This is a genomic window from Paenibacillus sp. H1-7 (genome assembly GCF_022354825.1).
Taxonomy (GTDB): Bacteria; Bacillota; Bacilli; order Paenibacillales; family NBRC-103111; genus Paenibacillus_S.
The window spans coordinates 4607239-4628309 of record NZ_CP031168.1 but is presented as its reverse complement, the minus strand read 5'-3'; the positions used below and the strand labels follow the sequence as shown (position 1 = coordinate 4628309).

20 protein-coding genes are annotated in these 21071 nt (G+C 46.1%); 18 read left to right on the top strand and 2 right to left on the bottom strand.

All coding sequences use genetic code 11. The features are described 5' to 3' along the window. Nucleotides 1-217: 217 nt before the first annotated feature. From DVH26_RS20525 to DVH26_RS20515, 3 genes are all read left to right on the top strand, one after another. Entirely contained in the window at nucleotides 218-793 is a 576-nt protein-coding gene (locus DVH26_RS20525) for a DoxX family membrane protein (RefSeq protein ID WP_239624765.1), read from the top strand. 317 nt (nucleotides 794-1110) lie between these two features. Further along, a complete protein-coding gene (locus DVH26_RS20520; RefSeq protein ID WP_239624762.1) occupies nucleotides 1111-3048 on the top strand; it encodes an FAD-dependent oxidoreductase in 1938 nt (645 codons plus the stop codon). A 397-nt stretch (nucleotides 3049-3445) separates the two neighbouring features. Continuing rightward, entirely contained in the window at nucleotides 3446-3718 is a 273-nt protein-coding gene (locus DVH26_RS20515; protein WP_239624760.1) for a GrpB family protein, read from the top strand. 378 nt (nucleotides 3719-4096) lie between these two features. On the opposite strand, the gene DVH26_RS20510 is transcribed toward DVH26_RS20515, so the two are convergent. Next, nucleotides 4097-4663, bottom strand: coding sequence for a VanZ family protein (locus DVH26_RS20510; protein WP_239624757.1), 567 nt, complete (start codon nucleotides 4661-4663; stop codon nucleotides 4097-4099). 286 nt (nucleotides 4664-4949) lie between these two features. Next, nucleotides 4950-6020, bottom strand: a complete 1071-nt coding sequence (locus DVH26_RS20505; protein ID WP_239624755.1) for an aliphatic sulfonate ABC transporter substrate-binding protein — start codon at nucleotides 6018-6020, stop codon at nucleotides 4950-4952. Nucleotides 6021-6523: 503 nt separating this feature from the next. Between DVH26_RS20505 and DVH26_RS20500 the strand changes: the two genes are divergently transcribed. The 15 genes from DVH26_RS20500 to DVH26_RS20430 all read left to right on the top strand — a co-directional run bounded on the left by DVH26_RS20500 (nucleotide 6524) and on the right by DVH26_RS20430 (nucleotide 21041). Continuing rightward, nucleotides 6524-7303, top strand: coding sequence for an ABC transporter ATP-binding protein (locus DVH26_RS20500; RefSeq protein ID WP_239624752.1), 780 nt, complete (start codon nucleotides 6524-6526; stop codon nucleotides 7301-7303). 22 nt (nucleotides 7304-7325) lie between these two features. Next, nucleotides 7326-8213, top strand: a complete 888-nt coding sequence (locus DVH26_RS20495) for an ABC transporter permease (protein WP_239624750.1) — start codon at nucleotides 7326-7328, stop codon at nucleotides 8211-8213. A 68-nt stretch (nucleotides 8214-8281) separates the two neighbouring features. Beyond that, on the top strand, nucleotides 8282-9604 hold the full coding sequence (locus DVH26_RS20490) for an LLM class flavin-dependent oxidoreductase (RefSeq protein ID WP_239624747.1): 1323 nt from the start codon (nucleotides 8282-8284) through the stop codon (nucleotides 9602-9604). A gap of 423 nt (nucleotides 9605-10027) precedes the next feature. Next, complete coding sequence (locus DVH26_RS20485) at nucleotides 10028-13726, top strand: fibronectin type III domain-containing protein (RefSeq protein WP_239624745.1); 3699 nt, start codon at nucleotides 10028-10030, stop codon at nucleotides 13724-13726. Between the two features lie 363 nt (nucleotides 13727-14089). Then, the gene (locus DVH26_RS20480) at nucleotides 14090-14446 is read left to right on the top strand and encodes a hypothetical protein (RefSeq protein ID WP_481857614.1); all 357 of its coding nucleotides are present in this window, start codon (nucleotides 14090-14092) and stop codon (nucleotides 14444-14446) included. A gap of 157 nt (nucleotides 14447-14603) precedes the next feature. Further along, nucleotides 14604-15119 carry a hypothetical protein gene (locus DVH26_RS20475; protein WP_239624742.1) on the top strand — a complete coding sequence of 172 codons (516 nt, stop codon included), beginning with the start codon at nucleotides 14604-14606 and terminating at the stop codon, nucleotides 15117-15119. A gap of 209 nt (nucleotides 15120-15328) precedes the next feature. Then, entirely contained in the window at nucleotides 15329-15523 is a 195-nt protein-coding gene (locus DVH26_RS20470; RefSeq protein WP_239624739.1) for a hypothetical protein, read from the top strand. Beyond that, nucleotides 15510-17354, top strand: a complete 1845-nt coding sequence (locus tag DVH26_RS37165; RefSeq protein ID WP_345774005.1) for a family 43 glycosylhydrolase — start codon at nucleotides 15510-15512, stop codon at nucleotides 17352-17354. The genes DVH26_RS20470 and DVH26_RS37165 overlap by 14 nt, the downstream gene beginning before the upstream one ends. Nucleotides 17355-17439: 85 nt before the next feature. Then, nucleotides 17440-18270, top strand: coding sequence for a helix-turn-helix domain-containing protein (locus tag DVH26_RS20455; RefSeq protein ID WP_239624736.1), 831 nt, complete (start codon nucleotides 17440-17442; stop codon nucleotides 18268-18270). 294 nt (nucleotides 18271-18564) lie between these two features. Further along, on the top strand, nucleotides 18565-18783 hold the full coding sequence (locus DVH26_RS20450) for a hypothetical protein (protein WP_239624734.1): 219 nt from the start codon (nucleotides 18565-18567) through the stop codon (nucleotides 18781-18783). A 223-nt stretch (nucleotides 18784-19006) separates the two neighbouring features. Next, on the top strand, nucleotides 19007-19141 hold the full coding sequence (locus tag DVH26_RS37350) for a DUF4358 domain-containing protein (protein ID WP_481857613.1): 135 nt from the start codon (nucleotides 19007-19009) through the stop codon (nucleotides 19139-19141). A gap of 101 nt (nucleotides 19142-19242) precedes the next feature. Continuing rightward, on the top strand, nucleotides 19243-19461 hold the full coding sequence (locus DVH26_RS20445) for a hypothetical protein (protein ID WP_239624731.1): 219 nt from the start codon (nucleotides 19243-19245) through the stop codon (nucleotides 19459-19461). Nucleotides 19462-19547: 86 nt separating this feature from the next. After that, nucleotides 19548-20330 (top strand): hypothetical protein, encoded by a 783-nt coding sequence (locus DVH26_RS20440; protein WP_239624728.1) that lies wholly within the window; start codon nucleotides 19548-19550, stop codon nucleotides 20328-20330. Then, entirely contained in the window at nucleotides 20327-20596 is a 270-nt protein-coding gene (locus tag DVH26_RS20435) for a PqqD family protein (RefSeq protein WP_239624725.1), read from the top strand. Before DVH26_RS20440 ends, DVH26_RS20435 begins: the two co-directional genes overlap by 4 nt. Beyond that, nucleotides 20586-21041 carry a S24/S26 family peptidase gene (locus DVH26_RS20430; RefSeq protein WP_239624722.1) on the top strand — a complete coding sequence of 152 codons (456 nt, stop codon included), beginning with the start codon at nucleotides 20586-20588 and terminating at the stop codon, nucleotides 21039-21041. Before DVH26_RS20435 ends, DVH26_RS20430 begins: the two co-directional genes overlap by 11 nt. Nucleotides 21042-21071: the final 30 nt, after the last annotated feature.

Below are 21071 nucleotides of genomic sequence, written 5' to 3'. Positions count from 1 at the left end.
GAATTGGATAATTTTGAGGCGATGATGGCTCGCAAAGAACTAACATAAAAAGCAGAAAGCAGATGTTTTCTGCTTTTTTTTTGCTAATGAATTAAAGACTTCGAAAATAAGTTCTGGAGTGACAAATATCACATTTTAAAAATAAATATCCAGTATAATGATGTTAAGCAGCACAATATACATAATCAAAAATGTTCTTTTCTAAGGGGGGGTATGAATGGCTAAAAACGAAATTTTGATTCCTGAGAACCCGGTATCGAGCTTTTTATTCAGCAGCACCAGAGCTGGAGTGATATGGCTGATAGTCCGCTTATATGTCGGATATTCGTGGGTTACTTCAGGCTGGGGTAAAGTGACCAATGAGGCTTGGACGGGTGCTAAGGCAGGTACTGCATTGCAAGGCTTTATAAAAGGGGCTTTGACCAAAGCAGAGGCTGGCAAGGATGTTACAGGCTGGTATGCACATTTTCTTGAGAATGTGGTGCTTCCTAATGCGAAGATAATGGGATATATAGTCGCCTTTGGGGAGCTGCTTGTAGGACTAGGGTTGATTTTGGGGCTTTTAACGGGAATAGCGGCATTTTTCGGCGGAGTAATGAATGTCAGCTTTTTGTTTGCAGGCGCCTTAAGTACGAATCCGATCCTGTTCATCTTGGCAACCTGGCTCGTGCTTGCATGGAAAAATGCCGGCTGGTACGGTCTGGACCGTTGGGCATTGCCTTACCTCGGAACGCCTTGGGGACGTAAAGCAACAACTCCTGGCAGTCTGGAAAGACCCTCAATACCTAAATAACACCTTGTGAAAACAGACCCACTATAACTTTTGTGTTGCAGGATTAGGTCAGCCAGAGGCTTCTGGTTGGCCTTTTTGTTTATCGCTCCAGTCTATCCCCAAGCTATAAAGTCAAACAGCCCCTACATGAATGTAAGCTTCGGCCAGTCAATGCGGACATTCCCGCTATATCCGTTTTATTACTTAAACAAAAATGAAACTGGATGCGATTTGAAATATGCATATAAAATGAGTAACAGATGAACGAGCAATTAGTCAAACGCACAGCAGCTTTACGGCAGATATGAAATCACAGTATACGGGAGAGTGTATCGACTATGATTCAGCAAGCAGATTTGTTCGTATATGGCGGAACACCAGCGGGTATCGGTGCGGCGATAGCGGCCGCAAGACGCGGGAAGCAAGTTCTCCTAGTTGAACCATCGGCTTTCATCGGCGGCTTGATGACAAGCGGTCTGGGAGAGACGGACATTCGCTCCGTCGATACGTCCGGATCGATATTCGGGGAATTTCTGTCTCGAGTTTACGGGCACTACGTTTCCGAATACGGGGAGAACTCGCATCAGGTGGAGGTATGCAACAGAGGGCTCAGATTCGAACCTTCCATAGCAAGAAAAGTCATGCATCAGCTTCTTGGCAACGAGCCGCGCATCGAAGTGCTTTGTTTAAGGGAGCTTGCCTCGGTGCAAATGGAGGATAACCGGATCGTACGCGTAGAGACGGAGAATCTTCAGTCCGGGGAGAGGGCGGTCTACGAAGCGAATCAGTTTATTGACGCTACGTATGAGGGGGATATGGCTGCTATGGCAGGCGTCCCGTACCGGCTCGGCCGCGAATCGCGGGACGAATGGAACGAAGAATTCGCCGGAACGCTGTACTGTGAGTACCGCACCAAGGAGGTGCTGCCGGGAAGCACGGGCTATGGAGACGATCTGCTGCAGGCGTACAATTTCCGGCTGTGCATGACGGATCAAGCGGACAATCGCGTGCCTTTTTTCAAGCCTGACAATTACGACCGCAGCGACTATACAAGCCTATTGGACGATATTGCAGCTGGCCGACTAACTTCTTTCGGCGAGATCGTCAAGCTGTCGCGGATCCCTAACGGCAAAACCGATACGAACAATCATCATAACTGTTCGTGTTCGACGGATCTGCCCGGCGAAAATCTCGGTTATCCCGAAGGCAATCGCGAGGCAAGGGAGCGGATCGTAAAGCGTCACAGAGAATATATTCAAGGGCTGCTTTGGTTCTTGCAGGAGGATGAAGCGCTGCCGGATACAATCCGGGCGCAAGCACGACAGTGGGGCTACGCGGCGGATGAATTTCCAGAGAGCGGCCACTTTCCGCCGCAAATTTACGTGCGGGAAGCGCGACGAATTGTCGGTCGGTACGTGTTTACAGAGAATGACGCTCGCCTTGCTCCCGGCATGCAGCGTTCGCCCGTTCATTATGACAGCATCGCAACCGGCGATTATGCGATCGACTCGCACGCGACACGCAAACGGGAACCGATTGGACAAGACCGTTCGCTTGAAGGGTTCCTCGGCTTTGGCGCACTAACCGAGGTGTATCAAATTCCTTACGGCGTCATGGTGCCGGAACAAGTAAGCAATCTGCTCGTACCGGTAGCTGTATCCGCAACCCATATGGGCTTTGGAACGATTCGTATGGAGCCGTTCTGGATGCAGCTGGGCTTTGCTGCGGGAGTTGCCTCATCCATGAGCCAAACGTCAAATGTACCGATCCAACGACTGTGCATCGACCGGCTTCAGGACGAACTGATCGAAGCCAGTCAGCTCATTACTTTCTTCCGGGATGTGAAGGCCGATCAGCAAGCACATCCGGCGCTGCAATACTTCGGTACGAAATCGTTTTTTACCGGCTATGAAGCAGAGCCTAATGCCGCTTGCACCGTCGCCGATGCCTCGATATGGTTAAACATGGCCAGAGCGCTGCCGGGCGGTACCGGTTTGCCTGCCCTTCCGGCTACGAATCGAATAGCTCCGGCTGGAGTGGATATCGGGCCGAGAAAGCTGGCGGATGAACAACCGTACCGATTGTACTGGGCGGAGAAACCGGAATTATCCCGAACTATGGCTGCTCGTTGGCTGGCTGCAGCGTGCCGAGCGCTCGGCGTCGATTACCACGGACGGCTTGAAGAGCAGAGCGAGGCCGCGGTAAGCCGGGGCGAATTCTTAGCAGCGTTGTACGAGCTGCTGAAGCTTTCGCGCCGGAAGCAGGCATTTGGTTAACGGCATCCGCAGTGTATTCAGAGCCTATACGACGGCAAAAGTGTCATGAGCGAAGCACTGAGAAAATGTGAATGAAGCTACGCAATTCAACAAAGTACCCCTCCATAGTTCGAGAGAACCGGGTAAACCGGTTTTTACGAGCAGGAGGGTTTTTGTATATAGGGCTCTCGGATGACAAGAGGAGACTAACTGACATGATGGGCTAGAAATACTCAGTAATCTGGGATACGACATTTATAGCTTAATACCAGTGATCATTCAAAAACGTTTGACAAACTAGTGGCAATTTGAGATGATATCGTAATTTCTATTTGTCAGTTACGAGATCATTTCATTAGGTTTGACTCAATTGCTTCGTGCTGCTACATTACACCAAATAAAGGGAGTGAAATTGGGGATGGGAATTGATGAAATTATTAGTGTAATTCCTTATGATGAAAAGTGGACTACTTTATTTCAAAACGAAAAAGTAAATCTTCTTAAAGCTTTCGGAGACGATGCTATCGACATACAGCATTTCGGCAGTACCTCGGTACACGGGATGTTTGCAAAACCGATTATTAATGTTTTGATAGGCGTGAAAACGCTTGAGTTGAGCAACTCCGTAACTGATAAACTAACACAGCTTGGTTATGAAGGATTCGGAGAAACTGGTGTAAAGGGAACTTAAGAGAAAACCGCATGTAGCCAAGCAATATTGTGATAGAAAACTCAACGCCATCAAAAAAGGATATACTACACTGCTGTCTTATTCGGACGAAAAAGCAGATTATGTATCCTATTTACTCGAGCAAGCTAAGAAAAGTATTGGATAGAGTCAGACAGAACAGTTATTCCATTTTAAGAAATAAATTAATAATTGGAGAGATCAATAAACTATGGGGCCTTGATGCTTTTTGAAGTCTGCTGCCTCTTTTTTCCGAAGCATCTGCTCTTCATGCACGGCCCCTCGTTTATGCGTGAAATTGCGGAGTATGAACTGGGAAAGTTAGGCAAGAAGCAAGATCAAATAGGGTAGGGTATTATCTTGCATATGCAACAAGGATATTCAGAGGCGCAATCTCACCACAAATAAATAATATAGTAAAACAGGTAATCCTATTGCTGATAGTATTGTGATTGCAGTACGCACATTTTTCCCATCTCGTAATATAAACAATAAAAAATTATACCCTAAAATACCAACGAATCCACCCAAACAATTTAAAATTATGTCATCAATGTCTGATGCTCCAATGCCTAAGAGACCCTGAATGATTTCAATAAACAAACTAACTATGAATATATATAGCAGATTGGTTATTACTTTTTTATCGTTTTTGAATAATGATAAATATGTGCCAAGAGGAATAAAGATAACTATATTGCCAACCACATTAGCAAAAGCGAAATTTTTTATAGTGGCAGAGTTGCTAAATATATATTCCTTTATACTATAAAAAGGAATGAGATTGATTGACCTTTCTAAAGTCCTTTGACTATTTAACAAATCCCAAAGTGAAGCTCTTGATAAGAACAATAATTTAATTAAAAAAAGTATGTAACAAATGAAAACTCCATATAAAAAGACGGTTTCTATTCTCTTTTGTTTATCCATAATACTTCCATTTTTCATTTCATTCCGCCTATTCTCTGACGTTCAGTTTATAAATTCGCAACGGCATTGACTATAAGCCGACCTAACGTGTAAAATCAGGGCGGTCGAAAACGGTCCTTATCATACAACCCCCATCAAACAGCACTATTATAAAGACGGATGAAGGACGCTCTTTATATCAGGGTTAGGCGGCAATTTGTCTACTGTCTTATAAAGATGTATTACGAACGCAAGTTCTGATATAGCTGCAAAAGGAATTATGAAAAAGCTGCAGAATGGATCTGCAGCTTTTCGGATTTATGCTTTATTTTTGGGATCCAAGTTCTTTAAGTGCTTGTTCAACGAACTTGCTTTCCAGTACCTGAGACGTATCGAGCTTTTTATTGATCGCTCCTGAGGAATAAAGGAAATCAGCCTGTTCCTGATGGGCTTTGGCAAAATCGGGAGTGATAGGCGACAGCAGAGGAAAGGAGTTTTTTAGAACCGTGTCGATAATCGGCCGATCGAGCTTTTGCGTCTTGACGAATTGCTCCGCCACTTCGTTTTGATGGTCCAAATAATATTTGCGTGCTTGCTCATAAGTTTTAAGAAACAACACAGTCAAATCAGGATGCTCCTGTGTGAATTTACTTCTTGCAATCAAGAAGCCAGGGGCATTAATGTTTAAATCCTCACCGGATACTAAGATTTTCGCGCCGGTTTGAAAAACAGCTATTGTTGCATACGGATCCCAGATCGCCCAAGCGTCGATGGCACCACTATCCAGAGCTGGCCTTGCCTCATCTGGCTGAAGCTGGATCACCTTAATGTCGTCGCCCTTAAGACCAGCTTTATCGATAGCCATATATAAGAAGTTATAAGCGCTGCTTCCTTTAGCCACGGCGATTTTTTTACCTTTCAAATCTTTAAGCTCTTTAATGGGGCTGTTCTTCGGAATGACGATCATATTGCCTCTCTTACCATCTCCCGTAACGGCAACCGCCCGGAAATCAATGCCGCCGACCTGCCCAGAAATAACCGGTGTGCCTCCTACGCTGCCGAAATCGAGCCTACCAGATGCCAATGCCTCAAAATGCGGTGGTCCACTGGCAAATTCATTCCACTTGACATCAGCTCCTACAGCTGCAAAAGCTTTTTCAAAAAATTCGTTTTCACGGGCATAAACAAGAATCCCGGTTTTGCCCTGTACTCCAATATTGACAGTGATTTTTTCCTTCGGTTTGGCATTGACATTATCTGCTTGAGTCGAGATGCCTTGAGTTCCGCCGGGTTCTGTTGAAGAGGTTGAACCTACTTTTCCGCAAGCTGCAAGTACCAATCCCAGCACAAGAATGGTTAGGAAGGGGAAGCTGATTCTGAACAATTTTGTCTTCATTTGTACATGACTCCTTTTAGATCATTTTGTGTTGAAATCAGAAAAACTTCTATCGAAGTCCTTCGAGGGTGAGCGACCCGCTTTAGCAGCAGTTTTTCTTGGTAATGAAATTTCTCGTTGTCGGTTTGGCAAACTGAAACTTTCTTTAACATTAAAAAAGACTCCGCACACGCGCCAGACGATTGAAGCCGGCAGTGGGAGAGCCTTTGGTGGACCAATGGGCCATAGTTGCTGTTAGAAAATTATGTTAGCAGTTTTAATCCTATTATACAAGTGGGAAAAATGAGAAATATTTTTTATTTTTACAAATAAGGGTATTGACCTATTCACAAACAGGGTGCTATTATTCTCAATAAGATTTTTAATAACCAAGTAATTCAATTAGAATTTACGATTTTAAAATTACATCCATGTCTACCGGGCCACTGGAGACTTCCTCTTCGTTCCTTTAAACGAAACAGGAAGTCTTTTTTGCTTGGTGAATCAAAGGGAGGGATTTGGCAATGAGCATCATTTCTCTTGACATCGATTTACCGCACAAATGGTTTCAGACGCCGAATGGCGGTCGTATTGAAGCACTCAGAGACATTAAGTTGGCCGTCAAGCAAGGGGAATTTATTACCGTCATTGGACCAAGTGGTTGCGGAAAAAGCACGCTGCTGAAAATCATTGCCGGGCTGGACACGGATCATGAGGGAAAAGTCCTTCTGGATCAAAGACAAGTGACCAAACCTGGCATCGATAAAGGATTTATTTTCCAGGAGCACCGCTTGTTTCCTTGGTTGACGGTGGAGAAGAACATAGCTGCCGATTTATCGCTTGCCGATGAAGCGGTCCGCAAAAGAGTGGACGAACTGATTGAACTCGTTAAGTTGAAAGGATTCGAGAAATCATATCCCCGCGAGCTGTCCGGCGGTATGTCGCAGCGGGTGGCAATCGCACGGGCACTGCTCCGGAATCCGAAAGTGCTGCTGTTGGATGAACCCTTCGGGGCACTTGACGCATTTACTCGTTCTCACCTTCAGGAAGTGACCTTGAACATTTGGGAGGCGAACCGAACGACGATGGTGCTCGTCACGCACGATATTGATGAAGCCGTCTTCCTTGCGAACCGCGTTGTTGTGATGAATGCACGACCAGGTACGATCCGGAACATTATTTCAGTCGATCTTCCATATCCAAGGAGGAAAACGTCGTCGTCGTTTCAGGAGCTTCGGAAACTGGTGATGAGCGAATTCGAGCGTGTCGAAGAACTAGAGCTTATAGACAGCTCCGGTATTTAATCTACAAGGAAAGGGTGAGTTTATGAGTCAGACAGATACGGTCATTGGATCGGGAGCAGGGACTGGACAAAGCCGAATACAGCAGAAGCGGATAGAGGATCAAGTGCCTACACTTCAAGAGGTGCGCACCAAGACGCAAAGAAGGGAAAGCAAATGGCAACTTGTTGTGAGAGGAGCAATCCTGCCAGTAACAGTGCTGGCAGTATGGCAAATTTGCGGCTCGATGGGTATTGTTTCCAAGACGCTTTTGCCGACTCCTTTTGAAATATGGCTTGCTTTCTACGATTTACTGGTCAGCGGTCAGCTGTTCACGCATTTGGAAATCAGCATTTGGCGCGCTGCCGTCGGATTTTTGATTGGTGGAAGTTTAGGATTGATGCTCGGCACGGCAGTCGGTTTATTCCGCAAATTCGAGCAATCTGTTGATCCGTCTGTTCAAATGCTGCGCACCATTCCCCATCTTGCCATCACACCGTTGTTCATCTTATGGTTTGGATTCGGGGAATTTTCCAAAGTATTGCTTATCGCCAAAGGAGCCTTTTTTCCTCTTTACGTCCAAACGTTCCTTGGCATCCGCAATGTCGATTCCAAACTATTTGACGTCGCTCGTGTTTTGGAGTTCAGCCGATTCAAACAAATTACGAAGCTTGTATTACCGGCGGCGCTGCCCAATGTACTGTTAGGGCTTCGTCTCTCGATCGGAGTTGCATGGCTTGGTTTGGTCGTTGCGGAAATTATGGGCTCAAGCGAAGGCATAGGATATTTGATCATGGATGCCCGTCAGTTTTCTCAAACGTCCGTTGTCTTTGTAGGAATTTTGATTTTTGCGTTTGTTGGCAAGGGCTCAGATTCGCTGGTGCGCTTTCTGGAGAAAAAGCTGCTCAAGTGGCGCGACAATTTTAACGGATAACCAAAGAAATAATGGGAGCCTCAATATTTTGAAAAAGTTAATAATATTATATCAGGAGAGGTGTAGTCATGAGTAAGTCTAAACGTCAATTGCATTTGAACGCTTTTTTGTCCGGAACTGGCCATCACGAATCTTCTTGGCGCCATCCCGAATCGCAGCCTGAACGGGGTTTCGATATTCAATATTATAAAGAGCTGGCGCAGACCGCCGAACGTGGATTGCTCGATTCCTTGTTTTTGGCTGACGGCTACACGGGGCGTTTCGGAAAGCTGGAGCCGTTCACGATGTTATCCGCGCTCGCAATGGTGACCGAGCGCATCGGTCTCATCGCGACTGTTGGAACGACGTATAACGAGCCATTTCATGTGGCTCGGAAATTCGCCTCACTCGACCATATAAGCGGAGGAAGGGCGGGCTGGAACATCGTGACTGGCGCGGGGTCAGCGGCTTTCAACTTCGGGCGGACGGAGCATCCGGCGCACTCTGTACGCTATGAGTATGCGGACGAATTCGTCGAGGTCGTCAAGCAGCTATGGGATAGCTGGGAAGATGATGCGCTTATTAATGATAAGAGAGCCGGTATACAGATTCAGCAAAATAAAGTGCACGAAATTAATTTTAAAGGAAAGGCATATTCCGTGCAGGGACCGCTAAATATTCCAAGGCCTCCTCAAGGATATCCGGTGCTCGTGCAGGCCGGTTCCTCGGAAACAGGACGTGAGTTTGCGGCACGGACGGCAGAAGTGATTTTTACGGCACAGCAGACACTGGGGGATGCACAGGGGTTTTACCGCGATGTCAAATCGAGGCTGGCGAAATACGGCAGGACGCCGGATCAGCTCAAGATTATGCCAGGGCTCAGTCCGGTCCTTGCAGATACGGAGGCGGAAGCCCGGGATAAGGAAGCGGAATTGCATGCCCTGACGACACCGGAGCAGGGGGCTCGCTCGCTGTCCTCATGGCTAGGAATAGATCTGACTAAATATCCCGTGGACGGACCACTTCCTTACGATGATTTGCCGGGCGTGGAAAACATTAACGGGCACAAGGCTCGATACGAAGTTATGGTAGATCTGGCGCGAAGGGAAAATCTCACCATCCGTCAACTGTCTCTTCGCATAGCCGGCGCCAGGGGGCATGTCACCTTTGCCGGAACTCCTCTGCAATTTGCGGATTTTATCGAGCGATGGTTCAGGGAGGGAGGCGCCGACGGCTTTAACTTGATGCCGCAAATATATCCCGGCGGGCTCACAGAAATCGTAGATAAAGTAATCCCTGAGCTGCAAAATCGCGGATTGTTCCGTACAGCATACGAAGGCTCGACACTTCGGGAGCACTTGGGACTGGCGCGTCCGCTTAATGTACTTCATCAAACGGCACAATCAATCTAATAGTATGGCAGTATATGTATGTAGCCACATTGACAATTGACACTGGTAGGAACTAATACTGTCATCCTGCAGCTGCATGAAAACAATGTTCAGTTAAGCACAACAGTAGAGCAAAGAAATTTATTTTTATAATGATTTAAAAGCGATACCACCTCTCAGCCCTGTAACATGGCTATGGGGTGGTTTTTTCACATCGTATATTAAAGCGGCTGCATAAAAGATTCAAATGGAGTAAATTAACATTATTTCAGTTAAGAATAGACATAGTTATTTATAGAAAGAAATGGTATGTTTGGGAAGTAAGCGCTTTAAAACACTGTGTTAAGAAAGGTTGTGAAAATCGAAGGACACGAACGAAGGAACCGTGGTTTATTATTATAACTCGCAAATTTAAAATGCTCCAGCCAATGGAGTAAGCAAGGGGTGGTATTTATATTTACGTATTATGTAATTATGGTATGTGTTAGTGTATTGCTCGTATGGATAATAGGAAGGAAGCAAACTTCGCTCTTCTCGGAATCCCGCTTAGCGGTCGCCTCCGGTCGGGTATCTGCACTGCCCAAAAAGCAATTGCTGTACAGTGCATTAATTGCCGGTTGTATCGGTTTTTTGCCTGGAACGCAAGCTTTGGGAGCGATGGTGGTCGAAGAATATCACGGCCCTATCACACAGAACGATATTAATTCCTTCAAAGAGCACATGATGATCGAGAAGCCGAAGGTTTGGGCCGCACCAATGGATCCGACTACGGAAAGATTTCAGACCGAATATGCTCAAGGAAAAAGCGGTGAAAATATTAAAGCGCTCGGCCTGATGTATGAATTAACCGGCGACACGGAAATTCTCGACCGGATGATTTATTTCACGGGCACACTTTTAACTCAGCGCAACGACATTCTTCCGGCTCCATACGGACAAAGAACGATATGGACGGGCACGATTGCGCCGGTATGGCCTGGCCCTGTTGAAGAGTGGGGAGTTGCCGCTGACTCCGCCCAGGGAGATTCGATCGGACATTTGGCTTATACGGGCAGACTTATTTTGCAAACGCCATGGATTTTAGATACAGTCGTGCCTGACGGCGATCCATATGGACACGGAGCGACTTATCGGGAGCGCGCGTCTACGTTCGTTAGAGAAGCTGAATACGTTGTTGACGAATTTATTTTCCCTTATCTCATTGATCTTTCGAGAGACAATAAGCTTTATTTTTCAGGCTTATCGCCTTACATGAGTAACGGGGTTATGCCTTGGAATCAAATTATGATGATTTTGTATCCGTTCCAAAATTTGGCGGCAGCTCATGAGATTTTGGGCGATAATCCGTCTCTTGTCACTAAGTATGACGGCATCGTTCAAAGAAACATCGATTGGTTTTTCAAAGACGATACGACGAAAGCAATCGTTCCTAGTAACAAAGGAAATCCATCTTACTCATGGGGATATAATCCGGGAAGATTGCCTCGGCCTGGAGTTAGTCCTGAAGACTCCAGCCACGGTCAACTGGATGTAGCGGGCTTTTACCGGGCGTACTTGATCGGCCGTTACGGTGTTACGGAAGACATGCTGAAGCCGTTTGCCAACACGTTTGCTGACAACATTATGCGCTCGCCAACCGACTACGCCGGCCGTATTGACGGAACGGACGGCTCGGGCAACAGTGCAAAAACTTCAGCTCCTCGTTCGGGCTATTTGTTCTTGCCTCCGCTTCGTCCAGATAAATATGACGATTTGGCAGGCACGGTTATGAAAGCGAACACAAGTATGGATATGGCATCCGTATCCCGGTTTTATTGGGCAAAAAACAAACTGAGCAATAACAACGATACCGGCGCTCCGACCGTACCGGCAAATGTGAAAGCCGTAGCGGCTTCCAGCAGCCAAATTATTTTGAGCTGGGCGGAGTCAACAGACGACAGAATCGTAAGAAACTACAATATTTACAGGAACGGGACGTTAGTCGGAACTTCGACGACAACGTCATTCACCGATAAAGGACTAAATACGGAAACGGCATACAGCTATACGGTGAAAGCGAAAGATGCGGCGGGCAACTTATCCGCAGCGAGCAGCACAGTTAGCGCGACGACGTGGGATCTGAATCGCCGTGATACGGAAGCGCCGACTGCTCCCACGAATTTGAAGGCTGCCGTTCCATCCAACATGCAAATCGATTTGAGCTGGAATGCCTCAACAGACGATGTTTTTGTTGCGGGCTACGAAATATACCGGAATCTCACAAAAATCGCGACGGTAGATACAACTTCCTTTAGCGACAATGGTCTTACCGGCGGAACAACGTACAATTATGAAGTCAAAGCGATCGATTTGGCAGGCAACCTATCGGCAGCCGGCACCATTAGCGCAACGACGCTAGTGAATTTAGCTTTAGGCAAACCGGATGCATCGTACTTTGCTTCGTCACAATGGAGTACGACATATATTCCGAGGAAGGCATTTGACGGAAGCGTCTCAAATTCCCGCTGGTCCTCGGTAAAAACGGGCATCAACAACCAGTATCTAGGGGTTAATTTCGGTACGTCTACCACATTCAATCAGGTAGTAATTAAAGAAATTTCATACCCGCGAGTATCGTCGTACGTATTGCAATACTCCAACGACGGTGTGACGTATACAGATATTGAAGGTATGGTGGGAACAACGCTTGGAGCGAATAAAACGCTTGTTTTTGTTCCTGTTACGTCCCAGTATTTCCGGCTAAACATGATTAAGAGCAGCGCTGAACCTACAATCGATGAAATAGAAATATACTATGTTACAGGCGGTCCGTCGCCGAGCGCGGCTCCAGCGGGTTTAAGCGCAACAGCGGGAGACAAGAAAGTAACGCTTGGTTGGAGGAAAGTTCCGGGAGCCACGTACTACGACGTAAAGCGCAGCACGTCGGCAAACGGGCCATTCACAATCGTTGGTCTTCAATTGAATTCGATCAGCTTTACTGATTCAAGTGTACAAAACGGCACAACGTATTACTACACGGTCACAGCCGGTAACGTTGGTGGCGGCGGTCCGGCAGCAGGGCCGGTGAACGCGACGCCTAAGGCTCCTCCTCAAGCAGCGCCTACAGGCTTGACAGCCGTTGCGGGTGACGGGCAAGTAACGCTCACTTGGGATACGGTAACGGGAGCAACGTATTCCTACAACGTGAGCCGCAGTACGGCAGCGACAGGCGGATTTGAAGAAATCGGTTCCGATTTGAACACAAACAGCTTTACGGACGAGGAAGTAGAGAATGGCAAGACATACTATTACATCGTTAGAGCGAGCAACGAAATTGGCGAAGGCCCGGCGACAGCGCCGGTAAGCGCGACGCCAATGGATTCGACTCCTCCGGTTACTACGGCGGTCGTTGAAGGGACGCAGCAAAACGGCTGGTATTCGGGTGCTGTCAGTGTAAGACTGGAAGCAACGGACAACTCCTCGGGCGTACCCTCGACCTTTTATAAGCTGACCGTTACCGGTGCGACGTACGGTTCGACCGTTACGCAAGCGACGTATGGATGGCTGCCGTACACCGGTCCAGTCACGATAACCGAGGATGAAAAATTTACGTTCCATTATTACTCGCAAGATAAGGATGGCAACGCCGAAACGGAAAAAACGTTAAACATTCAGCACGACGCAACCGGTCCTGCGATTCAGTCGATCGCACCGGTGAACAACGGACGTTACAGCGATTCGGAGCAATTGACGATTCAAGTGAATGTCGGGGACACCGGTTCAGGATTGAATCCAGACTTGACCGTCATTACTCTTGACGGCAATCCGGTACAACAAGGAGCGGTAATCCAGCTGTACACATTGCCGTTAGGAGCGCATACATTGAACATTACGGCAAAGGATATGGCGGGCAATACAAGAAGTGTCGCCGTTCCATTCACGACAGAGACGAGTATCGCTTCGCTGAAAGCAGTAATAGTTAAATTTAGGGCAAACGGTTGGATCGACAATGGAGGCATTGCGAACAGCTTGGAGCAGAAGCTTGAACACGGTAACCTGGACAGCTTCATTAACGAAGTGGAGGCGCAAAGCGGCAAACATATTTCTGCAGCAGCAGCTGCAATTTTGCTTAGGGATGCGAACAAGCTTTACAGTCAGCAGTAGGTTTGAAGCTTGAGTTCAGACAGTAATATAGTTAAGCTCCAAACGGCATGAGTTCGGTATTGCACCGTGCTCATGCTTTTTCAAATTTCATGTCGAGTGTCAAGAATATAGTCCGATCAAGATCCGCTAATGCGACAATAGCTTACAAGATAAAGGCTACTAAGCTGCATATCATTTCATTTTTAAACTAAGCTAACGGGTACCTTAGCATAATAAACCTATGACGGCAGCCGCGATCGGCTGCCGTTTTCTGAACTAACCGGCAGGTTTATCCAGTATGTGGTATAGTGTTATCGAAGTGAAAAAAGTGGGGTTAGTGGAGGATACGCAGTGGTGAACAGAGACGATATTGTAATTAAACAAATGACGGAGTTAGATAAATTGGAAGCTATAAAATCATTACAATCGACAATCAGTAAACTCGAGAATGCCTTGTCCCAGATGACTCAAAACGGAACTAGTACAACCCTAGTAAAGAAGCGACTCAAAGCTGTTAATATCGGCTTAGCCACGCTAGAAAACGTTTGGATTCAAAAACCCCATAATTACAGTCAGGAAGATCTAGCAGAAGCTCGCAATGTTATTACCGGTTTATTTCCGTCGATTGAAAACAGTTATGTTAAGTCAAAGGATGGTAGTCCGCAAAGAACGCTTTTAGAAAGAAGAATTAAAGCGTTGGAACTAGCTGTTCAAGCGATTGATGGACTTTCCGATAAATAACTCATAATGAAAACGAGGAGCTAGGAACAACCTTAGTTGACCCACTGAAGGTCTACAATTAATATATTATCGCCATAAATGTTTCTAATAATTGGGAAAGGCGTTAAGATAGCACTACCACAATCCGGCAAGTTTCCAGAATTTTGAGGTGGAAATTTTGAAATTTAACTTTGAACAAGTCAGAGAAAGAATAAAAAGCATCAATTGGGAAAGTACTGGCAAGGACAAACCTTCATATTCGATCTTAGTAACAGAATTTATTAGAAGAGGTAATCTCTTTTTAGATTTCAACTCCAAGGATGATAATAGACGTGCTGTATTTAATGCAGCAGAAATAATTAATTTTAATATACCCTTTCATGTAAAAGAAGAATGTAGTGGATTAGTTAACGGCAACGTTGATTGGGTAACAGAGTATCTTTGCACTTTTTATCTTGAGTGGGCATATGTGGTGGACAAACAAGTTCCTATTGCTTTGCAGTTTCACGATCTTTATGACCCCATTATTAAGTTGTTTGAGAGAGGCGGACGAATTAGTTATCATCATAATGAGTTAGTATGTGGGGAACAAGCGTGGCCACGTAATTTGGGGGCTATATCTAGAGAACTTCCTTCACAAGACATTAGGAATGAAGTTTTGGATGCACTTGATGCTGAAAGTAAAGAGTTATAAAGTAAATCATCCAGAGCAGTTTGTCACCGCGGCGACTGCTCTTTCTGTCATTAAGTTAAAGGGCAGGATTAGTACTGGATCATTTGCTGGTGCAAAGGAGATAAGGACCGCGTGTAGATCACTGAATACCAGTACACCTTCGGAAAGTTGACTTCATTGAGCGCGAACGGTTCAAACTCTTTGACCAATTCCCCTTTGATGGAAAAATCTTGTCGACATACCCCATCGTCGATACCGAATTCGACCGTCGAAACCGGTTCATTTTCAGCTTGTTTAACCGCGTTAAGCAAACGCTTTCGGTAACTTTCACAGCGGGTTACAGTGTATCATTGTACTTGTTCGATCACGATCGCAACAACCATCCTAATATGCCGGAGGTGTACGGAACTCATGCGCGCTGCTAAAGGAATCGGCTTGAAGTTAACGGCGCTTGTTCTCATGCTTATGCTAACTCTGACTTCGTTTGGGGCTGATGATTCGTCCGCCGCATCCACTTCGACCTACTCGAATCCGATCAATACTGCCGGTGCGGACCCTTATGTGATGCTGCATAAGGATGGATATTATTATTTTACCCGCACGTTAGGCAACAGATTGGATATTTGGAAATCGAGATCGCTGACCGCAATCGATCTGGGACAACGGAAAACGGTATGGACACGCCCTTCCGGATTAAAAGACATCTGGGCACCGGAGATCCATTATATTGCAGGCAAATGGTACATCTATTATACGGCGAATACGGGCTGCGGAGATAATTGCCGTGGAGTGTACGTCTTGGAGAATGATTCCCCGGATCCGTTGCAGGGGGAATGGACCGACAAAGGAAAGCTGAATACGCAGTATGCTGGTCTGGACGGCACGGTATTTGACCATAACGACCAGTTGTACTTCCTGTATGCGGCATACGGGAATTGGTCCGGCGCACATGGAAGTGCGATCGCCATTGCGCCGATGTCCAATCCGTGGACATTGGACGGCGACAACATGATTTTGACGAAGCCCGAATACGGCTGGGAAAAGAAAGGAATGCCGGTAAACGAAGGGGCAGTCATCTTGAAACGATACGGAAAAATATTCCTCGTTTATTCCGCGAGCGCCTGCTGGGAGGACGATTATTCGCTCGGTATCCTGACTGCGAACGATACAAGTGATTTGCTTGATCCCGCATCGTGGACGAAGAGTGCGAACCCAGTATTTGCCAAATCTCCGGAAAACGGTGTATTCGGCCCCGGCCATAACTCGTTCGTCCAATCCAAGGACGGCACGCAAGATCTGATCGTATACCACGGCAACAGTGGTCCCGGCCAAGGTTGTGGCGCCCGTCCGACCCGTGTGCAGCCTTTTACATGGAACGATGACGGTTCTCCGTTTTTCGGCGTTCCGACGAACGGTCCGCTTTCCGTTCCGTCCGGCGACTACCGGATAGAAGCGGAGGAAGGCACTCCGGTTAAAGCGGAAGTGAAGGACAAGGCAACCGCTTCCGGAGGTAAAATCGTTCGTCTGAATAATGCAAATAGCTCCTTGAGGCTCAAGGATGTCATCGTACCGGAGGAAGGGGACTACACATTATCGGTTCGATATTCAAGCACCGCCGGCCCTGATGCTACAGTACAAGTTTCGGTGTACGGCCAGCAGACGACAATGTCCTTCCCCCATACGGGAAGCAACCAGTTCGCAAACGCTTCAATTCAAATCAATCTGAAAAAGGGCTACAATAACGTCATCGAATTCACGAAGGGCAAACATGCCATCGATATCGATTATATCGAGATAACGGGCAGTAACACGTTCTTGGTCATGTCCGGTGCCGAATATAAGCTCGTTAACCCCAACGGCGGCAAAGCGCTCGATGTGACCGGAGCGGGTACGGCCGATGGGACCTGGACCCAGATGTCGAGTGATACCGACGGCGGGGCAGCACAGCGCTGGAAAATAGTCCAGAACTTGGACGAAACTTATTCGTTGATCAATTCAAACTCCGGCAAAGCACTGACTGTTATGGATCCAGCTGCTTCTTGGGGAAGAGTGGCAGTATCAGAGGATAAGGGACTCGACACTCAAAAATGGAAACTCGTCGACACCGGTAACGGGTATTGTAAGTTGCTAAACGTGCGGACAGGCAAAGCACTCGATGTAGGCGGAGCCAGCATCGACAGTGGAGCAAGCGTAGGGACTTGGCAGGAACTCCCCAACGGGGTCGCGCAATTTTGGCTCATGTACCGGTTGAACTGAAGTTGTAAGCGCGTCCAGAATCCATTACAATTAGGGGGAAGCCATTAACTTTAAAGGTATGGGATTCCCTATGAGCTACGGATTTATGGAAAGCGTCGAACATTTCGCCCCTCATTGCTTTACGGGAGAGCAGGGAGCAGGGTTGTTTCGTTCTCATTCGCACGGTGCCGACGAAATTACGCTTATTCTTGACGGAGAAGGCTATTACACTTCGGCGGGTCAAAACGTATCGGTCGCGGCAGGCGATCTGATCCTGATTCCAGCCGGCATTCATCACGGATTCGTGTGCCTGAAAGCATGGGCAGGTATCTCGGTACACTACGATTTCCGCGAAATCCCGGCCTACTGCCAATATTTGCTTCAGCATGCATATAAGCAGCGTCCGGATCAGATTTTGAAATCGCGATTATGCGGGACTCATCTCCATAGAGCCAAAGCGGCATTGCTGCAATTGGAAGAGGAAGGCATGCGGGAGCGGCTGAACGAATTTTCGGACGATCTGATGCGCAATGCGCTAGAGACACTGCTGCTAACCTATCATTCAAATGCGCTCAGCGCTTCGGAACCAGCTCTTACTGATGGGGATAGCGACGAGCGGATGGTCCAGGACGTACTGCAAGAGATTCACAGGACTTTTTTTACATCCTTGAAGATAGCCGATTTGGCGGCGCGCCGCTTTCTATCCGAAAGCATTTTCCGCAAAAAATTTACGGAGCGGGTCGGTGTACCACCGAAGCAATACATCATCACTCTTCGCTTGAACGAAGCCAAAAGGCTGCTGAGAAATACCGACAAGTCGGTTGAGTTCATCGCCTCCGAAATCGGATTTACTTCCTCGAGCCGCTTTCACGATTTGTTCATCAAACATGTTGGCAAGACACCTCTGGAGTGGCGCAAGAACTTCGATGCAAAATAGCTTGGTCTGGATGTGCGTCGGACTGAGCTATTTTTATTGTTCTACAATATCAATGGCAGGATGAACACTCCTATAAACCGGAAGTCCGACAACACATAACTTCAGTTAGACGAATTTATTGTAAGCGGAACATATGTTTGCTGTACTATATGAACCAATATTCTACATTTGCACAATAAGTGTGTATTTGTACATATGTATAAAAATCGGCTCATTGGTCCTATAAATTCTATGGAGTACTTTACTCAATAAATGGAAATAATGGTGAATAGGAACGAAGGAGCTGAGTCGAAGATGAACACACAGGAAACAACCAACGACCAAATAACGCAGCTGTCCTATATCATGAAATGTGCGGTATCTATGGAATTAAGAGTGGAAAACTCTAATGTAAAAGAAACCATAAAGATGATGGACGAAATTGGCTTCGAACGAAAAAACCAATGGGCTTCTATGCATTTAAAAGATTGTACAGTAGTTAGCTTTTGGAAGAAAGAACTAGACAAACCCTGATCGACCCGTTATGCGGTTATCTCGGTGAAGTTTTTTATTACAAATATCCACAGCGGATGTTTAATTTACCTTTGCCCCTCAACCGCCTCACCAGTAAAGCCGGCTCGGGGAACGATAGTTCAATAAGTCAGCGACAGTCTAGGACTTTATTTTCTCGTTCGTGGCTATCGCTATTTTAATTTCTAGGGTCAGTATTAAAGGGGGACGAATCGAAGAACAAAAAATGAAATTCAAGGACTATCGCCCGAATGAATATTTTCTGGTCGAAAATCATTTGTTAAAGACGATGGAGCAATATGTCTTCTTCGCGGTTTCTATGTGTTGGTTGGAATACAAAAACATCAAAACAATGGGATGATTGGAACCTTGCAATAATAATTATCGGATCTTTACAATGTACTACTTTGTTCGTTATAATGAACATGTGGTCCAACTTTACTACTTGATGGAGGGATTCCTATGACAAAAGAATCATACGAAATGAAAGAGTATGAAAGTCCTAAAGTCCTGAATCACCAGCCTATTCGTTTTGAAACAGCTCAAAGCTGGAATAAAGGCCGCGGTAACCTCGATCACCCTGGTACAGGGAATGGTGGTATCAATTATCCCAACCCTCCATACAGTGGGCCACATAACGGAAATGGTGGCGGGAACGGTAAGGGAAACGGTAAGGGATAGGGGAAGCAAATGTTTCAAAGAGGTCAATGGAAGAGAAGCGCCATTGACCTTTAATTTCAATCAATTAAACCCCGAGGGGTGAACGAATGGAGCCCATCCTAACAACAATTGGCGAATATAATATTCAAATAGTTTGTCAATCAGATTCGTTGATGACCTGGATTCAAAGGAACTTTCCAGACAATGTTCTGGCTAAGGCTAATCCCGATCTTTTTATTCATCTTATTGAAGGGTATGGGGTTCCTTTTGTTGATTATAACGTAGAGGTAGTTAAAACTACGAGTAATATTTCCTTTCATAGAGCTGATTATTTGATAGAGACGGATTTGGATTATCATCATGCCAAAGTTTCAGTACATAATGAATTGGCTTTAAAGCATGCATTGATGAATTTATTCAGTTCCTTCCTAGTTTGCCGTCAATGGGGACTGATCATTCACTCCTCTTGCGTAGTTGAACAAGGTAAAGCACATATATTTGCCGGTCATTCAGGAGCAGGCAAATCCACCGCCGCCAAATTATCCTCCCCGCGGGAGCTTCTTTCGGATGAAGCCACCCTGGTGAAAATATCGCCTAATGAAATCGTGGTATATAATTCTCCTTTTCGAAGCGAACTCGATGTTACTCATGCAGGGGCATATTGCCAGCTAGCAAGTATCCAACTATTGAAGCAGTCGCAAACCAATTCCAGAACAAGCATGGGAAAGTCAAGCGGACTCCTTCATTTAATGGATAAGGTGTTTTATTGGACACAAGATCCTGAAGAAACAAGGACCATTATGAACCTGCTGGCGATTTTAGCGGAAGCAATACCGATTTATGAACTCCGGTTTCAAAAAAACGATACGTTTTGGGAGTTGATTTCATGATGACGAAATATGTTAGAAAAAACGATTATGAGGCTATCCAATTGGATGGAGAATGGATCATTTTGGATGCGGATAACTATACCGTAACGAAATTAAATGAAACGGGCGGTTTTTGTTGGTCACTCTTTACAGAAGCCCAAAGCATAGAAACTCTAATGCACGCCGTTCGAGATCGGTATAAGCAGGTTGACGAAACGATCGAACAAGATCTGGAAGCGTTCTTATCCGACTTGTATCAATGTGGACTGATTGAAAATGCAAGCTGACGAAGGAAGCCTCCGTCTGATCACCAAGGTGATCATCGAGAAAGGGTTTATTGACATCCCGGCGGAAGGAACCAGTATGTTCCCGTTGATTGGGCAAGGGGATATTTGCCGGTTCGTTTCTTGTGAGACTTCCATGCTTAAGAGGGGTGATGTTGTTTTATTTCTCGCCCCATCCGGTCCCTTCGTTGCCCACCGATATTATAAAACGTTAACTGAGGGTAATCGTACACTGTACATGTTCAAAGGCGATACGAATATTAGCTTTGATGAGCCGATCGTTCGGGAACAGATCATAGGAAGGTTGGAGTTTGTTCGGAAAGCAAAGAGAACGATTTATACAGCCCGCTTAGCCGCAAACCTGTGGAGCTTCCTCATCCTTTTCTTTCCGTGGTCGTCCCAATTATTAAGGGTGCATCTGATTCGGAAAGGACGCCTGCAGTCATAGACATAAGGAGAAACTGAACTTTTAAAACGT